General features: G+C 47.4%; 27 protein-coding genes and 3 pseudogenes. 13 read left to right on the top strand and 17 right to left on the bottom strand.

What is annotated here, in order from left to right; genetic code table 11:
- The first annotated feature begins 118 nt into the window (after positions 1 to 118).
- The 5 genes from RS881_RS33150 (at position 119) to RS881_RS33130 (ending at position 2,147) form a co-directional block, all read left to right on the top strand.
- Entirely contained in the window at positions 119 to 262 is a 144-nt protein-coding gene (locus RS881_RS33150) for a hypothetical protein (RefSeq protein WP_315814662.1), read from the top strand.
- Between the two features lie 74 nt (positions 263 to 336).
- Entirely contained in the window at positions 337 to 840 is a 504-nt protein-coding gene (locus RS881_RS33145; RefSeq protein WP_315814661.1) for a glycoside hydrolase family 88 protein, read from the top strand.
- Positions 798 to 1,259 (top strand): glycoside hydrolase family 88 protein, encoded by a 462-nt coding sequence (locus RS881_RS33140; RefSeq protein ID WP_315814660.1) that lies wholly within the window; start codon positions 798 to 800, stop codon positions 1,257 to 1,259. Before RS881_RS33145 ends, RS881_RS33140 begins: the two co-directional genes overlap by 43 nt.
- A gap of 531 nt (positions 1,260 to 1,790) precedes the next feature.
- Positions 1,791 to 1,916: a hypothetical protein gene (locus RS881_RS33135; protein ID WP_315814659.1), complete on the top strand. Its 126-nt coding sequence runs from the start codon at positions 1,791 to 1,793 to the stop codon at positions 1,914 to 1,916.
- Positions 1,917 to 1,943: 27 nt separating this feature from the next.
- A complete protein-coding gene (locus tag RS881_RS33130; protein ID WP_315814658.1) occupies positions 1,944 to 2,147 on the top strand; it encodes an NUDIX hydrolase in 204 nt (67 codons plus the stop codon).
- A gap of 121 nt (positions 2,148 to 2,268) precedes the next feature.
- Here RS881_RS33130 and RS881_RS33125 read toward each other — a convergent pair whose 3' ends face one another.
- Both RS881_RS33125 and RS881_RS33120 read right to left on the bottom strand, forming a co-directional pair.
- Complete coding sequence (locus RS881_RS33125) at positions 2,269 to 2,895, bottom strand: sensor histidine kinase (protein ID WP_315814657.1); 627 nt, start codon at positions 2,893 to 2,895, stop codon at positions 2,269 to 2,271.
- Positions 2,892 to 3,275 (bottom strand): hypothetical protein, encoded by a 384-nt coding sequence (locus RS881_RS33120; protein ID WP_315814656.1) that lies wholly within the window; start codon positions 3,273 to 3,275, stop codon positions 2,892 to 2,894. The genes RS881_RS33125 and RS881_RS33120 overlap by 4 nt, the downstream gene beginning before the upstream one ends.
- Before the next feature lie 200 nt (positions 3,276 to 3,475).
- Between RS881_RS33120 and RS881_RS33115 the strand changes: the two genes are divergently transcribed.
- The 4 genes from RS881_RS33115 (at position 3,476) to RS881_RS33100 (ending at position 5,956) form a co-directional block, all read left to right on the top strand.
- Positions 3,476 to 3,739: a hypothetical protein gene (locus RS881_RS33115; protein ID WP_315814655.1), complete on the top strand. Its 264-nt coding sequence runs from the start codon at positions 3,476 to 3,478 to the stop codon at positions 3,737 to 3,739.
- Positions 3,736 to 4,833, top strand: a complete 1,098-nt coding sequence (locus tag RS881_RS33110) for an FG-GAP repeat domain-containing protein (RefSeq protein WP_315814654.1) — start codon at positions 3,736 to 3,738, stop codon at positions 4,831 to 4,833. Before RS881_RS33115 ends, RS881_RS33110 begins: the two co-directional genes overlap by 4 nt.
- Before the next feature lie 92 nt (positions 4,834 to 4,925).
- Positions 4,926 to 5,162, top strand: a complete 237-nt coding sequence (locus RS881_RS33105; protein WP_315814653.1) for a LacI family DNA-binding transcriptional regulator — start codon at positions 4,926 to 4,928, stop codon at positions 5,160 to 5,162.
- Positions 5,163 to 5,167: 5 nt separating this feature from the next.
- Positions 5,168 to 5,956: a substrate-binding domain-containing protein gene (locus tag RS881_RS33100; RefSeq protein WP_315814652.1), complete on the top strand. Its 789-nt coding sequence runs from the start codon at positions 5,168 to 5,170 to the stop codon at positions 5,954 to 5,956.
- A gap of 66 nt (positions 5,957 to 6,022) precedes the next feature.
- Here RS881_RS33100 and RS881_RS33095 read toward each other — a convergent pair whose 3' ends face one another.
- The 3 genes from RS881_RS33095 to RS881_RS33085 all read right to left on the bottom strand — a co-directional run bounded on the left by RS881_RS33095 (position 6,023) and on the right by RS881_RS33085 (position 9,204).
- Positions 6,023 to 6,481 (bottom strand): hypothetical protein, encoded by a 459-nt coding sequence (locus RS881_RS33095; protein WP_315814651.1) that lies wholly within the window; start codon positions 6,479 to 6,481, stop codon positions 6,023 to 6,025.
- Between the two features lie 38 nt (positions 6,482 to 6,519).
- Positions 6,520 to 7,599, bottom strand: coding sequence for a glycoside hydrolase family 28 protein (locus RS881_RS33090; protein WP_315814650.1), 1,080 nt, complete (start codon positions 7,597 to 7,599; stop codon positions 6,520 to 6,522).
- Between the two features lie 138 nt (positions 7,600 to 7,737).
- Complete coding sequence (locus RS881_RS33085) at positions 7,738 to 9,204, bottom strand: hypothetical protein (protein ID WP_315814649.1); 1,467 nt, start codon at positions 9,202 to 9,204, stop codon at positions 7,738 to 7,740.
- A gap of 376 nt (positions 9,205 to 9,580) precedes the next feature.
- Between RS881_RS33085 and RS881_RS33080 the strand changes: the two genes are divergently transcribed.
- Entirely contained in the window at positions 9,581 to 11,437 is a 1,857-nt protein-coding gene (locus tag RS881_RS33080) for a glucosidase family protein (RefSeq protein ID WP_315814648.1), read from the top strand.
- A complete protein-coding gene (locus tag RS881_RS33075; protein ID WP_315814647.1) occupies positions 11,419 to 11,625 on the top strand; it encodes a hypothetical protein in 207 nt (68 codons plus the stop codon). The genes RS881_RS33080 and RS881_RS33075 overlap by 19 nt, the downstream gene beginning before the upstream one ends.
- Before the next feature lie 166 nt (positions 11,626 to 11,791).
- Here the strand turns inward: RS881_RS33075 and RS881_RS61810 are convergent, their stop codons facing one another.
- Complete coding sequence (locus tag RS881_RS61810; RefSeq protein WP_315814646.1) at positions 11,792 to 12,283, bottom strand: BT_3044 domain-containing protein; 492 nt, start codon at positions 12,281 to 12,283, stop codon at positions 11,792 to 11,794.
- Between the two features lie 83 nt (positions 12,284 to 12,366).
- Between RS881_RS61810 and RS881_RS33065 the strand changes: the two genes are divergently transcribed.
- The gene (locus tag RS881_RS33065; protein ID WP_315814645.1) at positions 12,367 to 12,522 is read left to right on the top strand and encodes a hypothetical protein; all 156 of its coding nucleotides are present in this window, start codon (positions 12,367 to 12,369) and stop codon (positions 12,520 to 12,522) included.
- A gap of 141 nt (positions 12,523 to 12,663) precedes the next feature.
- Here RS881_RS33065 and RS881_RS62355 read toward each other — a convergent pair whose 3' ends face one another.
- The 7 genes and pseudogenes from RS881_RS62355 to RS881_RS33035 form a co-directional block, all read right to left on the bottom strand.
- Positions 12,664 to 13,170: a SusD/RagB family nutrient-binding outer membrane lipoprotein gene (locus RS881_RS62355; RefSeq protein WP_484557598.1), complete on the bottom strand. Its 507-nt coding sequence runs from the start codon at positions 13,168 to 13,170 to the stop codon at positions 12,664 to 12,666.
- A 137-nt stretch (positions 13,171 to 13,307) separates the two neighbouring features.
- A pseudogene (locus RS881_RS62350) lies at positions 13,308 to 14,156 on the bottom strand (SusD/RagB family nutrient-binding outer membrane lipoprotein); the annotation flags it as partial.
- 11 nt (positions 14,157 to 14,167) lie between these two features.
- Entirely contained in the window at positions 14,168 to 14,512 is a 345-nt protein-coding gene (locus tag RS881_RS33055; protein WP_315814644.1) for a hypothetical protein, read from the bottom strand.
- A gap of 316 nt (positions 14,513 to 14,828) precedes the next feature.
- Positions 14,829 to 15,443 (bottom strand): TonB-dependent receptor domain-containing protein, encoded by a 615-nt coding sequence (locus RS881_RS33050; RefSeq protein WP_315814643.1) that lies wholly within the window; start codon positions 15,441 to 15,443, stop codon positions 14,829 to 14,831.
- Complete coding sequence (locus RS881_RS33045) at positions 15,440 to 16,186, bottom strand: hypothetical protein (protein WP_315814642.1); 747 nt, start codon at positions 16,184 to 16,186, stop codon at positions 15,440 to 15,442. The genes RS881_RS33050 and RS881_RS33045 overlap by 4 nt, the downstream gene beginning before the upstream one ends.
- A gap of 200 nt (positions 16,187 to 16,386) precedes the next feature.
- Positions 16,387 to 16,629, bottom strand: coding sequence for a hypothetical protein (locus RS881_RS33040; RefSeq protein WP_315814641.1), 243 nt, complete (start codon positions 16,627 to 16,629; stop codon positions 16,387 to 16,389).
- Positions 16,599 to 17,345 (bottom strand): TonB-dependent receptor plug domain-containing protein, encoded by a 747-nt coding sequence (locus RS881_RS33035; protein WP_315814640.1) that lies wholly within the window; start codon positions 17,343 to 17,345, stop codon positions 16,599 to 16,601. The genes RS881_RS33040 and RS881_RS33035 overlap by 31 nt, the downstream gene beginning before the upstream one ends.
- Before the next feature lie 476 nt (positions 17,346 to 17,821).
- On the opposite strand from RS881_RS33035, the pseudogene RS881_RS33030 reads away from it, so the two are divergent.
- A pseudogene (locus tag RS881_RS33030) lies at positions 17,822 to 19,107 on the top strand (threonine aldolase family protein).
- A 192-nt stretch (positions 19,108 to 19,299) separates the two neighbouring features.
- Here the strand turns inward: RS881_RS33030 and RS881_RS33025 are convergent.
- From RS881_RS33025 to RS881_RS61805, 4 genes and pseudogenes are all read right to left on the bottom strand, one after another.
- Positions 19,300 to 20,133: an ATP-binding protein gene (locus RS881_RS33025; protein WP_315814639.1), complete on the bottom strand. Its 834-nt coding sequence runs from the start codon at positions 20,131 to 20,133 to the stop codon at positions 19,300 to 19,302.
- Positions 20,134 to 20,357: 224 nt separating this feature from the next.
- Complete coding sequence (locus tag RS881_RS33020; RefSeq protein ID WP_315824685.1) at positions 20,358 to 20,591, bottom strand: GH36 C-terminal domain-containing protein; 234 nt, start codon at positions 20,589 to 20,591, stop codon at positions 20,358 to 20,360.
- A 108-nt stretch (positions 20,592 to 20,699) separates the two neighbouring features.
- Positions 20,700 to 21,445: pseudogene (locus RS881_RS33015) on the bottom strand (glycoside hydrolase family 36 protein); the annotation flags it as partial.
- Entirely contained in the window at positions 21,334 to 21,780 is a 447-nt protein-coding gene (locus RS881_RS61805) for an alpha-galactosidase (RefSeq protein WP_315824684.1), read from the bottom strand. The gene RS881_RS61805 and the pseudogene RS881_RS33015, both read right to left, overlap by 112 nt.
- Positions 21,781 to 21,790 lie beyond the last annotated feature (10 nt).

Genomic DNA, 21,790 nt, shown 5'->3' with positions numbered 1-21,790 from the left:
ATTTTAATCAATTCAGCTCACTTTTACTTACGTTGATAAGTAGTAGTGAGCCACCTCCGCATTACGGGGGTGGCTCACTTTAATAAAAGCCACCTGTGTATACAAACAATTGATGTCTATGAATACAACCTTCAAAACCCTGTTGCTGGCAACAGCTGTTGTTTCGCTTGCCGGGTATACCGGTTACACCCAATCTAAAATTGATGGTGGCCTGAAGAACTGGCCCAAAGGCGCTTCACCCCTGGAAGTGGGTAAAAAGTAGCAGCCCGTTTCGTAGAATCGCCCCACCAAAATTATGGAAGGCCCCAGCCGCCCAAGTACATTACCTACCCCGAAGTGTGTGCCTGGTATGGCGCACTCACCTTTGCCAAAGAGAGCAAGGATAAAGGGTTGACCAGGCAACTGGCCGACCGCTTTGAACCCCTGTTCACCACAGAGGCCAGCATGATACCAGTACCCGACCACGTGGATTATTGCGTATTTGGTTCCGTACCCCTGGAACTGTATATGCAAACCAAAGATCAACGGTACCTCCATATGGGTAAGGCCATTGCCGATAAACAATGGGGTCCGCCCGAAGGGGCGCGCGTAAAGCCCGAAAGCCATGACTTTTATAACCGTGGTTTAACCTGGATGACCCGTATGTGGATTGATGACATGTTCATGATCACCGCTGTACAGGCACAGGCTTACCGCGCTACCGGCGATAAAAACTACATTGAACGCGCTGCCAGGGAAATGGTGGTTTACCTCGATTCACTCAAAAGCCCAATGGCCTTTTCTACCATGCACCCGATGTGCCTTTCTTCTGGGGCAGGGGCGATGGCTGGATGGCGGTAGGTATGGCCGAGTTACTCCGTTCTTTACCTAAAGACAATCCCAACCGCGGCCGTATTATGCAAGGGTACAAACTCATGATGTCTTCTTTGCTCAAATACCAGGCGCAGGAAGGGATGTGGCGTCAACTGATCGATGATGCAGCATCATGGCCAGAAACTTCCTGCACCGGTATGTTCACCTTCGCCATGATCACCGGAGTGAAAGAGGGGTGGTTAGATAAAAAGACCTACGAGCCGGCAGCCCGTAAAGCCTGGCTGGCACTGATCTCGTATATCGACGAAAAAGGGGATATCAGGGAAGTGTGCGAAGGCACCAATAAGAAAAATGATCGCCAGTACTACCTGGACCGCAAACGCAATATTGGCGATATGCATGGCCAGGCCCCCGTATTGTGGTGCGCTACCGCCTTGCTGAGATAAACCTATGGGTTGATCAGGTTGCGGTCGCTGATAACTTACAACCGTGATCCGAATGGTCAAATGTTAAATGTTTTAACAAAGGGCAGTCATTTTGGCTGCCCTTCGTTATTGAATCGTTATAATGTCCTGATCCAGTAAACTTTTGCCCACCGTTTGCAGTCTATATAAGCAAATCGTGAGTTATGAAAAAGCTACTGATGATCATAATAACAATAGGACTGGCATTAGGAGTTTCAGCGCAAAAAGTTGTTGGCCGTGGTGGTTATCATACCGTAAGACCCCGTGTTTCCGTGGGCGTCGGCTGGGGGTATTCTCCTTTTTATTCCCCTTGGTATTCGCCTTTTACAATCCCTGGTATTACCCGCCCTATGGGTATAACAATGGCTATAGACCATCCAGGTTGGACAGAACAGTACAGGACATAAAATCTGATTATGCCGACAGGATCAAATCGGTAAGAATGCAGGATGACCTGACTGGCCGCGAAAAAGGCAAACCATTCGTGAACTTAGGCAGGAAAGAGACAAAGCCGTGGTGCAGGCCCAAAAGGATTACTATTACAAACGGTCGGGGAAGAGCAGATCTTCCGGCAATAGTAACGACATGGATAACGACAACAATAACAACAGCGACAACAACAATAGCAACAGTAAGTAAGGAACTTACTGTTTACCAGTCTTCAGGGTGAGTGGCTTCAACAAGCTACCCACCCTTTTCATTTGCCTGCCTACTGTTTGCCAACAAGATTGTTGTAATATTGGAGCTGTAAATATTGAGGTGCTGGAACTGCCAATTGATAAAGCCCTTGAAATGATTGCGACCGGTGAGATCAAAGATGCCAAGACCATCATGCAGTTGCAATACGCCCAACTGAATAAACTGCTATAAACAGGAATTGTTAATTCGGGCCACCATTGATCTTATACCTTACCATCCTCTTCTATCTTTATTAATGGTACTACTACCGCAAATGTCTTTTCGTTTTCCTGTACAATAATATCATCCTGTTTTAGCAGTTTGTATTTCTTGACAATGTTGTTAAGCCCAACTTTGTTGGATGATATCCTTTTTTACGTTGAAGATTATTGGAAATGATCAATCGGGGACCGGCAATGGTGGTGATCACGATTTGCAGCGGCCGGTCCTTCAACATCATATTGTGCTTGACCGCATTTTCTACCAGCATTTGCAGCGTGAGCGAGGGGATGCGATACCAAACCAATTCATCAGGAATATCCACTTCCAGGAACAAACTATCGCCATAACGCGTTTTCAACAGGTGATAGTAAGATTGGATAAACTGCATTTCTACCCATAGCGGAGCCAGGTCGTCCTCACTATTGCGCAATAGGTACCGGTATACCTTACACATCTCATCCAGGAATTTCTCGGCTTTAACCGGGTCTTCACTGATCAGGGAAGACAAGGAGTTGAGACTATTGAATAAGAAGTGTGGGTTCACCTGTGCTTTTAGACTTTCCAGCTGCGTTTGCAGGTTTTCTTTCTTGAGCTGTTCCGCCTCGTCTGTTACCTTTTTCCACTTTTCATAAAAGGCCACTCCTTCATGGAAACTGGCGGCAAGGATAGCTACTCCGGCGCTGGAAAAGCAGGCCAGCAACATATGCCATACGTTCAACTCATATTGAAAAAGCCGACCCGGTCATAAAGCAGGAAGATCATAGCCACCGTAACAATCGTCATAAGCACATAGAGACCCATCGAGATCAATACCCGCCTGATCGTTTGATGGTACCGCGGGTATCGTGCACGCATCAAAAGCGCTATAATGTTTTGCAGGTACCAGGATATAAGGCCCCAGCCTCCGGAGAGCAAAGTAGGCCACCAAAAGATACCTGGCCCCGGGAAATACCGTTGTCCGAATACGCAATAATTGACCAGTACGATTACCGGAGGTAAAAGCAGGCCAATGATCACCCAGTCCTTTTTGGTGTAAGATGCCAGTTTCATATTGCCCGAAAGCAGGCTAAAATACCTGCTCCCGGCCGGTATATTCACCCAGGCTGCATGAATTGCAGGTAAAGTCGTTTAAATGCGTATAGAAGCGGATGAAATGAGAATGGGGTGCAACGTTCCCATCCATCCCCCTGTCAATACCCTACACACCCTCCTGCAGCAATGCCTGCTGTCACTCATTCTACAGCATAAATACAAAGTATGAGATATTTACTATTGCCAGGTTTACTCCTGGGTAGCCTATGGGCCCATGCCCAGGCCCCGCTTTTGATTCTATCGCTGCCTATCCCGTTAAAACAAAGGTGAATTCCTTCCAGGTAAAAGACATTACCGGCGATGGGGTGCCCGATCTTACCCTTATATATACCGCGATAGATGATTGGTTTGGTATATTGCAGGGTAAAACCAGTGGCAGCTTTGGGCAGGAGCAATTGCGTCCCAAGCCCCCACTTATTACCGCAATGATATTGCCGACCTCAATAAAGATGGTTATCCCGACCTCGTGATCTCCAGTTATTGGGAAAACGGTATCCGCATCTATTATGGCAATAAAGCAGGTGAGTTTATCAACAGCACCTACCTGTTTACCGGCGTACATGGACGCGAAGTACGCTGTGTGGATATTAATAACGACGGGCATATCGATATTGTCACCACCACCAGCGGATCGGGTCATACCATATCCCTCCATGTTTTTATTAATAAAGGCGATGGCACTTTCCTTCCACAGCAGATCTATCCTTCCCTGCTGGATACCTGCAAAGAAATATTTATAACCGATAAAAATAACGACGGTCTGCCCGATGTGGTAGTCAGCAGCTCTTTTTCCTGGCTGCTGTTCTACTACCAGCAACCCGATGGAAGTTTTAAAGCCCAATACCGGCCCACCAATACTACCGCCCGGGTAAATTTCTGTGATGTAAACCAGGATAACCGAGAGGACCTGCTATTGCTCTATGCTTCTTTTGACAATATGCCGGGTACTGATAGCATGCTCATTTTGCTCAATACCGGCGATACCTCCTTTTCCGAGCCCTACAAAGTGCCCCAATTCAACAGCCATAAAATACGGCCAACACAGGTTCGGATGGCAGATTTTAACCGCGATGGCTACCAGGATATGCTAGTCAATCAGGTGGACTGGCTGGGCGATTATGATGATACCCTTTTCTATATGATGGGACGGGCCAATGCCGGCTTTTATGATCCCGTAGCCATCAGCATGCCTGCCAATGTACTGTATTGCCAACTGGCCGATCTCAACAAAGATGGCTTTCCCGACCTCATCGTCAGTTGCGACAATAATACACTCTACACCTTCTTTAATAGCAATGGCAAGGCGCTGGAGACCACTACAGAACTCCTGGTATATCCCAATCCTGCCAGTAGCAGGCTCTTCTTGAAAGGCCTTCCGGAGGGCGGCATACCATTGCCCTGTACAATGCCAATGGCGCTTTATTACAAACCTTCGTCACTTCCTCCCGGTGGTGGAGTTGCCCCGTACACACTTTACCCGCTGGCGTTTATTACCTCAGCATATCCGGACCCGGTAAAAAGACAGCCCGGGCATTCAGGAAACTTTGAGGCCGGCGCTCAATAAACTTAGGAGAGGGTGGAGCGTGGAAAACGAAGGCTTTTTCGGAAATAGCCGGCCTTCGGGATGGCTTTTTGCGGAATCATTTCCGGAAACATTTGCGTACCTTTAAGGTTACCAGTATTAAAATAGCACCCTCTATTATGGAACCTGTTAACCTCAAAAGGCTGGCTAAAGAGCTCAACCTGGCTATTTCTACCGTATCCCGCGCCCTGCGCGATAGTTATGATATTAGTCCGGAAACCAAAAAACGGGTTTTTGAACTGGCGCAAAAGCTCAATTATGAGCCCAACCCGTATGCCAGTAGCTTACGCAAGCAAAAAGCCGCACCATAGCAGTCGTGATCCCCGAAGTGGCCAATAACTTTTTCTCCCTCGCCATTAATGGCATTGAATCCATTGCACAGGAAAAAGGGTACCATGTACTCATCTATCTTACCCATGAAGATTACCAGAAAGAAGTGTCCATTACCCGCCACTTGCAAAGTGGGCGGGTAGATGGGATATTGATGTCTGTATCGGCCAGTACAGAGGATAGCAGCCATATTGTTGAGCTGCACAACAAAGGCATCCCCATCATTTTCTTCGACCGGATCTGCGATGCCATTGATACATCCAGGATTACCACCGACGATTATGACAGTGGCTTTAAGGCTACCGGGCATTTGATCCAAAGCGGATGTAAACACATAGCTTACCTGTCTTTTTCACAACACCTGTCCATTACCAATAAGCGCATGCGTGGGTACCTGGAAGCACTGGAACATTATAATATCAAGCCCGATCGTAAACTGATCATCCAATGTAGCAGCGACAATGGATTGAGCTATCCCGTATTGCGTAAACTACTGTCGGGCAAAAAGCGGCCTGATGGTATTTTTGCTTCTGTAGAAAAGCTGGCCATTGCCAGTTACCATGTATGTGAAGAATTAAAGATATCCATTCCCAAAGATATAAAGGTGATCAGCTTTTCCAATCTGGAAACAGCTTCCCTGCTCAACCCCTCCCTCACCACCATCACCCAGCCCGCTTTTGATATTGGTAAAAAGCCGCTGCTGTGCTGTTTCGTATGTTGGAGAAAAACAAAACAGCTTCACTTACCGAAACCGTGGTACTTAATTCCACCCTGATACCCCGCAACTCAACAAAGGTCTAGCTATTCCAAATACCTAACCCTCCTGCATAAATGCTCATGACTAACCCCTAATTGCCAACACCTGGCGCTTAGCAACGGGTACAGTAACGGAAGTTGCGTATTTCACCTTCCCGCTTTTAATATCCTTATTGCCTTTTCCTTCTATTTTTAACAACCTGGCCTTACCGCCGGTAACCGTGAAGTCATCAATTTTGGCGCCCTGTACCCCTTCCAGTCGCAGGATCGTTGCTGCTTCTGCCACGGCAGGCAATTTCCAACCCGTCAGTTCAATATCCTGTGCGTCTTCTGCAATAAAGGCGGGACGCAGATCAGGACTTGCCAGCGTAAACCGGATCTCCTTTAATTTCAATCTCTTTACATGACGGGCCCAGATACCCCAGGCTGGAATAGTGGGGCCAAAGGTTTTTACCTCCGGATACTGATCAATCGCCTCTGGTACTACCACCCGGGCGTTTTCGACAGTGCCACCGCCCGCCAGGCTGATCTCAATATTCTCCAATGTTACATTGCTGATATAATGGCCAGGTACACCTGTGATCAGTATGCCGGAGGGGGCTTTAATTGCGCATCGGCAGCAGCTTCTGCCTTAACATTGCGGATCACTACATTTTCAAAGGTGCCCGTAGCCTGTTGCGTATCCTTGCCTTTACGGAATACTTGGAGGCGGGAGCCGAGGCGCAGCAATATGGGCGTGCGCACATTTTTCATCGTAATATCAGTGATCGTAACATTGCGCAGGTGAGCTCCGTCTACCGTGAGCAATTTGATGCCGCCATTGCGCGTATCATAGATCTCACAATGCGATATGTTGATGTCTTCAAAGGGCGCCATCGATTCCGTACCCATTTTAATGGCTGCCTGGTTGCTTTTCAGCTTCAGCCGTGTAACCGTAATGTCCTTACAGGCCATGGTGCTGGACGTGGTTTTAAAGCAAAGCGCATCATCGCCGCTTACCACATCACAATCGCGTATCTGTACCTGCTGGCACCCGTCAATGTCCATCCCATCATTATGTGCTACACCATGACTGACAATCTTCACATTTTCTATCAGTACCTGTTTGCTCTGGAAGTAATGCGAGGTCCAGGCGGCCGCATAATAGAGAGACACGCCACGTACCGTTACACCGGTGCAACGTACAATACGCAACAGGAAAGGACGGCGGCCCCATATTTTGCCTTCGCCTCTTGTGTCGGCCAGTACATGTTTGGCTTTCAATTGAGCACCCTGCCCGTCAATGGCGCCATCTCCTTCAATACCGATGTTCCTGGCATCAACCGCTACCAACAGGGCCCAACCTACATCAATGCCGAGGCCATCTGTAAAAGGGTCAATATTGTCATAGTGCTCAATATCCGTACTGCCCAGAATGAGGGCGTCTTTTTGTAATAGCAGTGTAATATTGTCTTTGATCACAATCGTACCCGAAAGGTATTTGCCTGCCGGGAAGATCACCTTACCTCCTCCCTGTTGCGCACAAGCGTCAATAGCCTTTTGTATGGCCTTTGAATCCAGCGTAGTACCATCGCCTGTAGCGCCATAGCCTTTTACATTGACGTCAGCAGCGGCAGCGTATAAGGAAGAAAATACTAATAAAAATGAGATGATCTTTTTCATATAAAATGTTTTAAGAGCTGCGAGCTGTGAGCTTCGAGCCACGAGCAAATACACTTTTTCTTTGCATTTGTCGAAGCAGACGGCTCGTAGCTCGCGGCTCGTAGCTCGCAGCTTGTATTTTAAGGTTCGTAGCCCGGGCTATCTTCCCTGTCTTGCCTTTAATTGTGCCAGGTATAAAGAAGCAGGCTGTAAACCATCTTTGTTTTGTCCTTCCCATTCTCCATCGGGACGGCCTTTCAGGCGCCCATCGTATTTTGCCCCTTTCATACCGATATTGTAATTCTTACCCGAAGCCCAGGGACTTTGTACCGCAGCTCTTTTCACCGTGCAGTTCCACAATACTTGTGTTACGCCTGCCCAGCCATGACCACTACCCCAATTGCCCCTGTCTTGCACATTGATCTCACCATCCGTAGTTATATTATCATATAAGGTGCCTACCGCCCAGCGGTGGTGTGGGCCAATATCGGCATGGGTATTTTTAGCCGTACAGTTATAGAATACGTTGGGGCCAGGTGTTTTTGAGCCCGTTACATAATCATGCCTGCCTTCCGTGGTTTGGCAGTTCATCACCAGGTTGCATTGCCCGTTGTTATTAAAGGAATAACGCCTGCCGCCGGTGATCTGCGATTTGGCATCCAGGCATTTGCTATCCGTAACCGTAAAATAGCGTGCATCATCGCCCAGGTTTACGCAGGCATAGGCAAAGTAGCGGGAGGTTACGTTCCGTACCCAGCCTTGTTCCGCTTTGTTGATGGAAATAGCATCCCAGGCATGACTTTCGGCAGTGTCGCTGCCGTATACCGATTCCATATACAGGTTTTCAACACCTACTTCACGGATACGGCCTGTAAAACTGTATTTATAAATTTCTCCACCACCATATTGTTCATCGAGTGCCTGCATGATGGGATTGTCAATGAATATTTTATGGCCTTCTATTTTAGTGATCGTTCTTTCAAACTCCAGGTTGTATTCAGCTGCTTTCCATTGCTTCGTACCGTTACGTTCCTCTATCTGGTTCATTTTGGTATCCTCTATCCACTTGTCAGTACCGGGTCTGTTTACAATGATGGCGTCGCCAGGCTGTAAACCTTGGGCATCGTTTACACTAAACGAAAAGCTGCCAACAGGTACATACCGATCAGTGATCTTGATCCGGTTGCCGGCAGGTTGTAAATTGCCGCTGCCGGTAATAGCGATCAACGGTTTTTGCGTAGTGCCCGTGGCTATCAGCTTTGTCCCGTTCTCTGTATCTCCTTCTCCCCTTAATACAATGCCACTGGCTTTGATTTGTAAGGTGACTGGTATTTGGTAGCTACCCTTTTTCAGGAGGATGGCTCCCCGGAAACCATTTTTATCCGGCGCCTTATTTGCCAGTGCATCAATGGCTGCTTGTATCTTTTGACCCGCATCTTCCGAGGGCGTAATGGTGGCGCTAACCCCTACTTCCGGAATGGCCTTATCGCCCTGGTAATAACCCACCCGGCTAAAATCGGGAATGATATTGCCCTTTTCATCAGGTGTATACCTAAGCTGGCCTTTGTTGTTGGATTGTACAAACCTGGATTCCCATTGTACATGGCGCGCAATGGTGAATGCCATGAACGATACAGTAGTAATAGCAGCCAGCGGAAGGTATTTTTAGGGATATATACAGGCATAAGTAGATGGATTGATGAATGAAAGTAAGTACAAAATCCAATCACCTGGAAGCCTTTGCCAGAATAGCTGAATGCTTTGCCAATACTGCCAAGGATGCAGGAATGGGATTTAAGCGAATTTTAAACACTCATTTTGAGATTAGGAGGATGGCGCAGATTAAGACAAAGAAATAGCCGCGAGCGAAATGCAAGCTGCGAGCCTCGAGCCACGAGGCTTTTGCTTCGACAAATACAGCATAAAAGTGTATTTGCTCGCAGCTCGTAGCTCACAGCTCGAAGCTATTTTCAAAGCACATTAAAAATCGTATGACTGTTATATGAAAAAGAACATTGTTTCCAGACCGGGCTTTTTATTGGCTACGGCTTTATTAATTACCCAAGCCCTTGTTGCACAAAACACCCGGCAGCAGGACCGCTGGGCCATTCAGCCGGATGGCAGTATCCTGTGGACAGTGAATGGACGGCTGCCTCACCGGGATCATATTGAAATGAGTGGCGAAAAAGTTTCCTGTTGGGTGCAATATCGTGTGGATACCAGCGGCAAGTTGTCCCTCAACCGTACCATGGTATTCCCTACCTTTCGCCTGCTGCCGCAACGCACCATTGCCAGTATGATGTACAATGTAACAGATTATGACCTGCCTCGTTTTCTGATCAATGATAAATTATTCAAAGCAGGTGTATACAATGCTGCAGCAGTAGACGATATGCCCGAACAGGTGATTAGCATCCGTCACAAAGGCATTATGCAGGTGCAAAGCCTGGTCGGAAAAAATAAAGACCTCTTGCTGAAACGTACTTTATTTCCTTCTGTAGATAAGCCCATCGCCCTGGAGCAATGGGTATTTGTGAATACCGGTAAGCAGCCGGTGAAAATAGAAATGGAATACCTGCAGCGTTCAGTAAAGCCGGCTGTAGAACGGTCTACTCCTGCGCAACATAGTTTTGTAGTATCCACCATTGGTGAAGGATTGAAAACAGTGGCGCCTGGCGATTCAGTGGTGTTTGCACTTAGCTACCAGGCGGTCCGCAACAATGCAACGGCTATTACTCCCAATGTAAATGCTGAAGAGCAGGCACGTCAACTGCGCGTGGCAGGCATATTGTCCCTGCTGCAATTAGAAACGCCGGATGAGATGCTGAATACCGCTTTTGCTTTTGCCAAAATAAGAGCAACTGAAAGTATTTACCTCACCAGGGGCGGTTACCTCCATGGGCCGGGTGGCTTACGGTATTATGCCGCTATATGGGCCAATGACCAGGCCGAATACATCAATCCTTTCTTTGCCTTCCTGGGTGATGAGGTAGGTAACAGATCGGCCATGAATGCTTACCGTTGGTTTGCCCATTATATGAACCCGGAGTATAAACCCATTCCCAGTTCCATCATTGCCGAAGGCGACGGGGTTTGGCAGGGCGCTAAAGACCGGGGCGATATGGCAATGATCGCTTATGGCGCGGGGCGTTATGCCCTGGCCAATGGTAATGCCGATTCTGCCCGTGTATTGTGGCCCCTGATCGGGTGGTGCCTTGAATATTGCCGCCGCCAGCTCAATGAACAAGGCGTGGTAAAGTCCAATAGCGATGAGCTGGAAGGCCGTTTCCCTGCCGGTAAGGCCAACCTCAATACCAGTGTTTTGTATTATGATGCGTTGCGTTCGGCTTCCATGTTGGGCAAGCAACTGGCTTTACCCAAGGCGCAATTGACCACCTATGAAAAGGAAGCAGCCACCCTGCGCAGCAATATCGACAAGTACTTTGGGGCTACCGTAGAAGGGTTCAATACCTATCGTTATTTTGAAGGCAATGATACCCTGCGGGCCTGGATCTGCTCACCCCTGATCGTTGATATATTCGATCGCAAGGAAGGAACCATTGCTGCCTTGTTCTCACCCCGTTTATGGACGGAAGATGGATTGGCATCCCTGGCCGGCAATAAAACATTTTGGGACCGTTCAACCCTCTATGCACTGCGGGGAGTATTTGCCGCGGGTGAAACACAAAAAGCATTTGATTACCTCAATATTATTCCCGTCGCCGCTTGTTGGGCGAACATGTACCTTATGCCGTGGAAGCCTACCCGGAGGGCAACCAGCGCCACCTGTCTGCCGAAAGCGGACTGTACTGCCGCATTTATACGGAAGGCATGTTTGGTATGCGCCCCACCGGTTTAAACAGTTTTGATTGCACACCCCGCCTGCCTGCTGCGTGGAATAAAATGGCCCTGCGTACTATACATGCTTTTGGTGCCGTGTTTGATATAGAAGTGCTGCGCGCCGCAGGAGGTATGTTGGAGATCATCATCACCAAAGCAGGTCAATCAAAAAATATACCATTAAAGAAGGCGCTACCCAGCGCATAACGATCTGACAGGCCCCTTAACAACGTAGAAAAACAAGAGGCCGGAATTCATTGCCGGCCTCCTTGTTTTTACCTATTGGTAACACCTCGTCCTGATGCTGGTTGCTAATTTATCGTTACTGTTTCTGTAATGATCCGGGTTGGCCCGGGGTTAGGATAACCATACCTTAAATAAAAGGTCCGTGATGCAGGATCGTAAGTATTATTGTAAATACCAACCCCGGCAAACCAGCAACAGTTGCAGTGGCGCCTGTATTGCCGCTGGCCGCTGTAATGGTTACCGAATTGTCAGGATTGACTGTCACATTAATGGTGCCGGAAGCAGAACCAAGATCGCCTATCAATTTATTGACCGTATTGGCATTAACAGTCGATAATTCCATTTCATCTATATCAAAATCCCTTGGTACCGTGGGGTGCTCAAAATGACCAAAGGCATGGTATACACCATCGTATGGATTTTTCACAATAATCGGTATGATGGCTGTCTTCAGGTTAGTGCTGATGGTATAGCCTGTTTTATCCACCGAACTGATCTGGTAGGCCAGCGCCCAGCTTCCTCCCAGGAATGAAGAAGGTTTGAACTTGACTTGCAGATAACCTGTATTCGACCCCTTGGGGATGGTTACTACACCGCCGGCATTCAACACCGTGATCATGGCAGGGGGTTGGGAGGTGGAAGTCAGTCCCGTTTTTGGTATTGTAGTCTATCAGCAGCTGATTGTTCTGCACCAGCGTAACGTTGATGTCCTCTGAGGCGGCTCCATTTGTAGACAGGTTTACCGGAATAGCATTGATGGTCGTATCCCTGTTGCTGTTGTCAAATATAAAGGCCAGGAAATTGCTGGCCGAACTGGCGGTTGCTTTGAGTTCGATCATGCTGGGCTGGCCGCCATGAACGGATTGTATCAACCCATCATCGAAGTCTTTATCCTTTAGGCAACTGACCATTCCCAAGCCGAGGGAAAGGAACAGTGCAAACAATGCAATTAATCTTATGGATAGTTTCATAACACGCGAATTTTGTGGTAAAGTATGTTTATGGTTGCCAGAACAACTTGGAATCAAACTGGTTTTGAGGCCCCTGTGCATTGGCATTCGTAGCATTGGTCGTGTATTCGCTTTGCGGATACAATAACCGGACCGGCAGTTGATCCCTTAACCTGCTAGGGTTAACGGAGATGTAACCCTTGTTGGGTATCATATTCAACCGGCGATGGTCACTCCATGCTTCCAGCGGATCAACACCTCCCAGGGCTATGTATTTCTGGTAGGTAATGAACTTGGCTTTTGATAAAGCCGTACCACCTGCATTGCTCCAATCGGCAATGGCCTGACTACTCATGTAGGTATTAGCCGCTGCCACTGCATTGGGCACACCCAGCCAGGTAAAGGATTCCCTCACGGCATTCTCATATGCTGTTTTAGCATCACTGCTGCCCAGGTCCCAGCCACGGGCAATGCCTTCGGCTTCCAGGAACATACTTTCAAATGATGGATAGATCCATTGGTTCTGCGTAGCGCTTCCTGCCAGTCCGGGGCCCATGCCAGAGCTGGAGGCGCCATTGGGGTTACCTGCCGCCTTACCATAAGTTGTGCCGGTGATAGCGCCGCCATTAGCCGGTGGTTTGAAAAACGAGGCAACCGTGGATCGGAAGTGGAGTTCAGCAGGCTCACAAAATAAACATTGGCCCTGGTTACAGTACTGGCTTCGGCACCTGTGGGGGTTAAGCCGTAATTGGCATAAAAGGGCGATTGCTTAGCGGCTGAATTCACATAACCCGGATTGACATCAATGCTTTCGCCTGCATGCAATACGCCGCCTTTCGCCTTGATCTTCGCTACTTCGGCTGCCGGGTTAAAGCTGGCCATTTGTGATTGCCTGATCAGCATCCTTAATTTCAGCGTATTGGCAAATTTGATCCATAAGGATGTATTGCCGCCATTCACAATGTCTACATTGGTAAAAGAGGTCCTGGGTGCCTGACCAAGATAGATGATCGCCGAATCCAGGCTTTTTTGTAAGGCTGCATACACATCGGCGGCATTGTCATAAGCCGGTTGCGTGTACTTGGAGTTTTGGAATGCCTGGCTATAAGGAATATTACCAAAAAGATCTACCAGGTCCTGGAACAACTTGGCCGAAAGCACCATGCTGGCGCCTGCCAATAAGGAATCGCCTTTGTCCTGGGCTTTGAGCTTTACCTGGTACAGGTCGAACAGTACATTGTATTGATTTTGCCACAATGGATCGCCAAAAGTAAAATCAATATTGTAGGAGGTCTCATCTTGCTGTATGGCAAAATCGCCCGATGCGGACCAATAACCCATCCAGTTTTCAATGAACTGGAAATTACCACTGGCCGAACGGGCACCGGTAGCATGTGCAGCCTGCGGGAAAATAAGCTGGGCTGTAATATTATCGTCGGTTACCCGGTTTGGATCCTGGTTCACATCCAGGTATCCCTTTTTACAGCCGGCGGAAGCCGCAATCAGTATGATAACGAATAATTTATTATATATGGTTTTCATGTATAATCAGTTTATGATTGATTAGAATTGAACGGCAATAGATCCACCAAACAACCTGGAGGCAGGTGATTGAAAGAACTGCTTAAACCAAAGGTATTGCCGGTGGATTGATAGTTAAATTCCGGATCGCCCCACTGATTAGACTTGGGTACAAACAGCAGGAGGTTTCTACCAATCGCACTCACTGTTAATTTCTTGATCACATTTTGATTACCAAACCATTTCAAGGGAAGTGAATAGGATATATTTATTTCCCTTAAGCGCCAGGCGGCTGCACTGGCAAAATAATTGGTGGCAATGGCCGTATTGAGAGCAGCCCCTGTCCAGAAATTATAGTTGCCATCCTGCGTTTGCACACTGGTATTGGGTATATATTTAGAACCATCCCAGTATACGGAGTTAGGGAATACAAACCGTTGACGGCCATATTCGGCACTACGTTTGAAATGCCTGCAAAGTCCATATCACTACCCATACCGGAATAGAAAGAATGGCCTCCTTTATAATCCCAGGTCATGCTTACCGAGAAGTTGCCAAGGGTATAAGAAGGTGTGATACCAATTACCCACAAGGGCAATGAGCGGCCTCTCACCACCAGTTCAGATGCCTGGGATGGGTAACCTGTTACTGGATCTACAATGACCCTGCCCAGTGAATCACGTACGTAGTCGGTCAATTGGAATCAAAAGCGGGCTTACCTACAATGGCAATATTATTGGCCGTAGGTGAGCTCACGGAGTTTTGAAGGAATCCATTGTTACCACCAATCACTACGGGTATATTGTTGAGCGTGCTGGTTACCTGGTTGTCATTATAGGTAGCGTTGATCTTAAGATCAATACGCCCCTTGCCGATATTCACTACCGGGTTCAGGCCCAGGTCCATTTCCACCCCATAGTTCTTGAAGCTGGCGGCATTGGCCAACCCAATGGTATAACCGGTAGTAGATGATTGCGATACTTGTAAGATCTGGTTATCTGATTTCTGATGGAAATAGGTGGCTTCCAGGTTGATCCGGTTCTTTAAGAAACCTATTTCTGCACCCACTTCAAAGGTCTTCACAAACTCTGGTTTCAGATTGGGATTGGGGATCGTGGCATTGGCTGTAAAGCCGGCGGTATTGCCATAAGGGAAACCGCCGGGTTGTGAGTAGGTAGCCTGCAAGGAATAAACGCCTACGTTTACATTACCCGATTTGGAATAAGCGGCCCTTACTTTGGCAAAGGAGATGAGCTCACTATTCTTGATTCCTGGAAGGGCATCAGAAAGTATTACTGCTGCATTCACGCCGGGATAAAGAAAGAGCGGTTGGTTTTCAACAACCGGCTATCCCAGTCATTCCTTCCGGTAAATTCTATAAAAGCATAGTCTTTATAGCTAAGTCCCACACTTCCATAAGCCGACAGTAGCCTGCTTTCTGTATTGATATTATTGGGAAATAAAGGCACTTGCGCATCACCACTGCGTACGGCCACATTGTACAAGTAGGGCACTACCAGGTTATTACCACCGATGGCCACATCCTTGTTGCGGTTTTGACGCACCATACCCCCTGCCAGGTACCTAACGTTGAAATCTTTATTGATGTCATAATCGCCATTCAAGAAATAATCCAGGTTGAGCGTGGTAGTGGTGGCTTGATCATCAAATACATTACCTGGGCGATTGGTGTATTGCGTAGCATTGCGGTGCGCAACAGCCCAGTCACTAACCACCACAGGAGCAGTCGTATTCTTGAAATTGGTAAAAGCAAGGTTCGTGCTGGCCCTTACAGTTCCTTTAAGCCAGGGCCAAAATTGGTAGCTGATATCGATATTACCGATCAGGTCATCTTCGCGGCCTTTCTGGCGCAGGTTGCCAATGACCCAGTAAGGGTTAACGGCATATTCATTGTAGTAATTAGAAAACTGTGAAAATTTATCCGTTTGCCAGTTCTTATAAGAAGTAAGTGGCACATTGCTGGGTGTTTGCAATACCGTAAAAGATACTGCCGTTATAAGCCGGGAACAAATTGGCCATGCCAGCTTCATTCACCACATTGTAATTTTGCTGTACATAGTTAATGCCATAGTTAACCGACAGGTTACCATATTTTTACCGCCATTGAAGCGTATACTCGTCCGCCTGTTTTCATCGTCTGGCATCAACCCTTTTATTTTAGCATCCTGGATACCCACATAAAAATCTTCACCTGCCAGTGATATGGAATTCTGGTAGGTAACACCTGTATTCAGAATTTCTTTTTATCCTTTTTGTAGAGGTTAGAATAAGGCCCTCTTTGGATAGAACCGTCTTCGATAGGTATGCCTATATCTTGTAGCGATCCATCGAAACGGGGGCCATATTGTTGGTTCTCATAAGGTACATAACCATAGTTGCCATATTGGTCAACGATCTCACCCGCACCGGCGCCAAACTGATCCTGCAGTTTGGGGAAATAAGCTACACGAGCCAGTTGGACCGTTGACTGCACATTAACGCTGATCTTTTGCTGGCTCCCTTCTTGGTAGTAACGAGGATTACACCGTTTACCGCATCGGGGCCATAAATGGCGGCAGAGGCCGCACTCTTCAATACCGTAAGGTCTTGAATATCATCTGGTGGGATGGAGCTTAGCAAGCCCAATGGAGTGGGGGCGCCATCCACAACCAGCATAGGTTGGTTATTACCTGTGAGAGAGCGGATACCGCGGATATTGATCTTGGCATTTTCAAATACACCACTATTGGTAGTGGCAATTGATACGCCGGATACTTTTCCGTTTAATGCTTGTTGAACATTTACCGCCTTTCCTTGAACAAGTGTGCGGCTATTCAACGACGTGGCGGCATAACCCAATTCCTTGGCTTGCCGTTTTATACCCAAACCCGTAGTTACAATAACCGTTGCTAATTCTTCACTTGTCTTGTTAAGCGAAATGGTGAGGTTGAGGCCCTGGCCTGCGGTATTAAATACCCTCGTAGAATAACCTGAAGCACTGATTTCTAATACTGCATTGTCAGGGGCTGATATCCTGAAAAAGCCGCTTTCATTGGCTGCAACACCCGTAGTGGTGCCGTTGATCTTCACTGAAGCAAATGGGATGGGGTCTCCTTTTTCATCGGTGATCCTTCCTGTAAGGATTTTGTTCTGTCCGAGCGCCATAATACACCATAGTAATACTACGGGTAGTAATAGAACTTTTCTCATGTTTTTAAATTTGATGGTAGAATTTGTTTAACATGGGCATGGACAACTAACGGTTATGAACCTTTAGTTTCCAGTTTTAACATTCCCTTATAGTTTATGGACAGGATGCTTACCGGCTGTGCTGCTTAACATGATAAGTTCATAACTTATTATTTACATACATTGCTTTCTTGTTATCACCTTGTTATTTAATGTTGGTTATTTAAAAAGATTTAGTACATTTTTGCTATTACGTTATAGCATATCAGTAACAGCCATATATAGGTGTAGGGAAGGTGCCGGCATATAAATGTTATTCGTGTGTTATTGTATCGTTATTCTGCTTGGATAAATGCGTAACATGAAATAAGTTGCAGTCAATAAAATAACATTCAGTTATTCTCATGTGTCATGTATAGTTCTGGTTAAGAACAAAAGGTCTCCGGTTTATACTGAAGACCTTTTTTATTGACCCGATTTGCCAATAAGTATTATTTATGTGGCGATGTTGCCTCGTTCTGGGGAATCTGTTTTTTACAGCAATTTGGCAACCAGCATCTAATCCGGTAGTTTTAAGTCCTGTCATTTTAAATAAATCCAACCTCAAAATGCATCGAAGGAACTTTTTGAAAACGGGCGGTATGGCCGCCTTGCCTGCGTTAAGCGCTGCCCTGCCATTAGGCGCCCTCGCTTCCGGTAGGCAATCTGCTGACGAACCAGCCCCTGTATATCTCTTTGTTGATGGCCCCTTTTATAATCCGGCTGAATATATTGCCAGGCTGCAACAGGTGAACCAGGCGGCAGCCATCAAGGCCGATTTCTATGGCGAAGGTGGGGCGGTGGAAGCACTGGAAAAAAAGTTCATGACTATAACTGGCAAGCAGGCGGCCATCTTTATGCCTACGGGTACTATGGCCAATCAATTGGCCATCTCCGTTTTAAGCGGCGAAAATACCAAGGTATTTGTACAGGAAACCAGCCATATATTCCGTGATGAAGCCGATGCTGCCCAATCCATCCATCAAAAACGCCTGATACCACTGGCTCCCAATGAACCTGCTTTTACCATGGAAGCGTTACAGGCTTCGCTCAGGGACCTCGATGAAGGCGAAGTTTTTAAGAGTGGTATTGGGGCAGTCGCTATCGAAAACCCCGTGCGCCGTTGTGATGGAAGAACCGTACCCCTTGAAGAGATCAAAAGATAGCAGCCTTTTGCCGGGAGAAGGGTTATAAATTACACCTCGATGGTGCGCGCATACACCTGGCTGCCGCTTTTACAGGTACCCCCGTTGCTGATTATGCGGCGCATTTTGACACCGTGTACATTTCCCTCTATAAATATCTAGGAGCGGCCGGCGGTGCCATATTATGTGGAGAAAAGGTGGTGATCGATAAAATGCGGCACCTGATCAAGGTACATGGCGGTACCATTTATCACAACTGGACCAATGCGGCCATGGCTATTTACCACCTGGATGGATTGGATGACCGGTTAAAGGAAGTGGTGAAAAGATCAACCAGCTTGTTTCAACAATTGAACAAATTGCCTGGCATCAGTATCACCTCCTTAAAAGGCGGCACCAATATTTTCCATTTGCAGGTAACGAAAGACATCGACCTGGCCAAATTGCGTGAATCGTTGGGTAAGCAATACAAGATCTATATAGACGGCAGGAGAGGAAATGACCCAGTCAAGATCACCGTCAATGATAGTTTGTTGGGCCGTACCGATCAGGAGTTGGTAGAAGCATTCAAGGCCAGCCTGGCCAAAGCAAAAAAGTAAAAGTTTGTATTGAGGTGACACCTTTCGTCCGCTTTGCATGGGTAAAGGTGTCACCTCTTAAGAGAAAAGGTGGGCTCCCGCAATGCTGCGGGACTGCCCGGCATGGCAGCGCGATGACTCACCTTTATTGGCAAGAGGTGACACCTTTCGTTTTCGAGGCAAGGGGAAGGTGTCACCTCTTTGTAATCAGTTTTATTTAAGCTGGTAAGCAGCTACCGTTTTGGCAAAGAAGGTGGGAACATACACGATCTTCTTTTCGGGATCATACCCAATATCGGCTGCATTCCTTTTCTCCAGGTGCGTGTCCAGCAGCGTCTCTACTTTTCCATCGGCCTGTACATAGAATATATATCCGCCCCAGGCCGTAACAATATAATCGCCATTGCCCACCGGTTCAATACCATCCGCTCCCTGCGGCAGGTCGGCTATTCTGTAAAGAACCTTTTGCGCATCGGCTTTCAGAAAGGTTTTGCCCATGCCGATGATGAGGTCATTGCCTACTGCCTTCAGCCCATTCACCCCCGGCATATTTTCCAGGTAAAGCGTGAGTACATCATTTTCCAGTTTCCATATTTTGAAGGTCTTGGAATCAGATACATATACTTCTCCTTTATCCGATACCGTAATATCGTTTAAGGAACGCGTACTGTCGTGCGTGATCTTTTTCTCCACTTTGGCATTGGCCATGTCGATCACTACTACCGCATTGAAATCGGCCACATACAGGCGGTTCTTATAAATAGCCATTCCCTTGGGGCAGTTAAGCCCCTTCACCCAGGTAGAATGATAAACCTTTCCATCCAGGCTCAAGGTACCAATACCGCCCTTGCCGTCGGCTTCCCAGGGCGCCCCATCAATAAGGGATACAAACAATATACTTTGGGAAATGTCTTTTTGCTGAAAGAGTAGTACCGACTCGGGCACCGCCACAATGGAATCAGTTTCCCATAATTTGACCAGCGAATGCGTTTGCGCCTGTGCACCCAATGCAATGAACGTTAAAAAGGAAAGGAAGTTTTTTTTCATGTTGGTTGGTTTCTGTTAGTGCCTGAAAGATAGCCAGAAAATAGAATACAGAATTCAGTATCCAGCATGTAGGATCGGGCTGTTCACTTGCCCCGGCCTTACCGCCGAATGGCGGGAGGAGGTTTTCTTCACTCGCTCGCCTCCGGCGAGGGAGGGTATTCTGTAGCCTATGGCTACCTTGCATTATTCCTCTGTCAGCTCGAATATATTGCTGCTCAGTGGCGCTATCCGGCCAGGCGCCAGGTTAAGCCCGATATGCAGAAGGTATTCGCCTGTAAGCACCTTGTCATTATCGGGGTTGGCAGCTTTGGTATCAGGAAACAGGTTGATTTCCCGGAAGCGGTATTTTTCTGCGGATCAAGTCCTTGCAGCTTTACCCGGGAAAAAATATCCTTGCGGCGCGTTTGCAATTGATAATTGAACAGGATCGCCTTGCTTTTGTTTTCTGATACATACATCAGTACCGCCCTGCTTTCTTCATAAGGCGATACCAGCCGGTACAGGTTGCCAAACCAAATCGTTTCACTGATCCGTTTATAGTTCTTCACCGCCTCCTGGCTGAACTGCAGTTCCTGCGGCGAAAAATTATTGACCCGGATATCATACCCCATTTTACCCATCATGGCCACATCCGTCCTGAACTTCAACGATTGTTGCTTGCCCATGCTGGTTACATGCGCTGAAATGGTATTGGAAGGAAAGAAATAAGAATACCCCCACTGGATGTATACCCTTTCCAGACCATCCGTATTATCACTGGGCCAAAATTCCGTGAAATACTTCATAGCCCCATAATCCGTACGTCCGCCACCCCCGGCACACAGCATGATGGGCAGGTGCGGGTATTTGGCCCTGATACGCTCCATTACTTTGTATAAACCCTGTGTATAAGCGATATAGAGGTGCGACTGTTTTTCTTTGAGGTAGGGCGAGTAAGCATTCGTCATACTCCGGTTACAATCCCATTTAATAAAGCCAATGCCGGGATCCTTCGTCATCATATCATCTACTATCTTGAATACAAATTCCTGTACCTGGGGTTCACCAGGTCCAATACCAACTGATTACGGCCATAGTTCTCTTCCCGGTTGGGCAGTTTCAATATCCAATCGGGATGCTTTTGATACAGTTCACTCTTGGGGTTCACCATTTCGGGTTCCAGCCAGATACCGAATTTGATCCCTTTATTGGCTGCTTCTTTCACCAGGTGACCGAGTCCGGAAGGCAGTTTCTTTTTGTCTTCCTGCCAGTCGCCCAGCCCTGCTTTGTCGTCATTGCGGGGAAAAGCATTGCCAAACCAGCCATCATCCAACAGGAAGAGGTCGATGCCCAGTTTCTTACCCTCATCAAACAATTCCACCAACCTTTTTCATCGAACGTGGTATGCGTGGCTTCCCAATTATTGAGCAAGGTCAGCCTGCGCTTATTGCCATCCAGCACCCCATAGTTCCGGGCCCAGTTGTGCAGGTTGCGACTGGCTTGTCCTTTGCCCTGGTCTGTCCAGGTGAAAATAAAGGCAGGTGTGGTAAAGGATTCCCCAGGCGCTGCATAATATTCCGAAGCAAAGGAGTTAATGCCTGCCCGTACCCGCAGGCCATTGCGTTGATCTACTTCAAAAGTATATTTGAAATTACCTGTCCAGGCCAATGTGCCGGCA

This window comes from Paraflavitalea speifideaquila (assembly GCF_032395985.1).
GTDB classification, from domain to species: Bacteria; Bacteroidota; Bacteroidia; order Chitinophagales; family Chitinophagaceae; genus Paraflavitalea; species Paraflavitalea speifideaquila.
The sequence above is the reverse complement of the archived record's forward strand: the minus strand, read 5'-3'. Positions and strand labels throughout refer to the sequence as shown.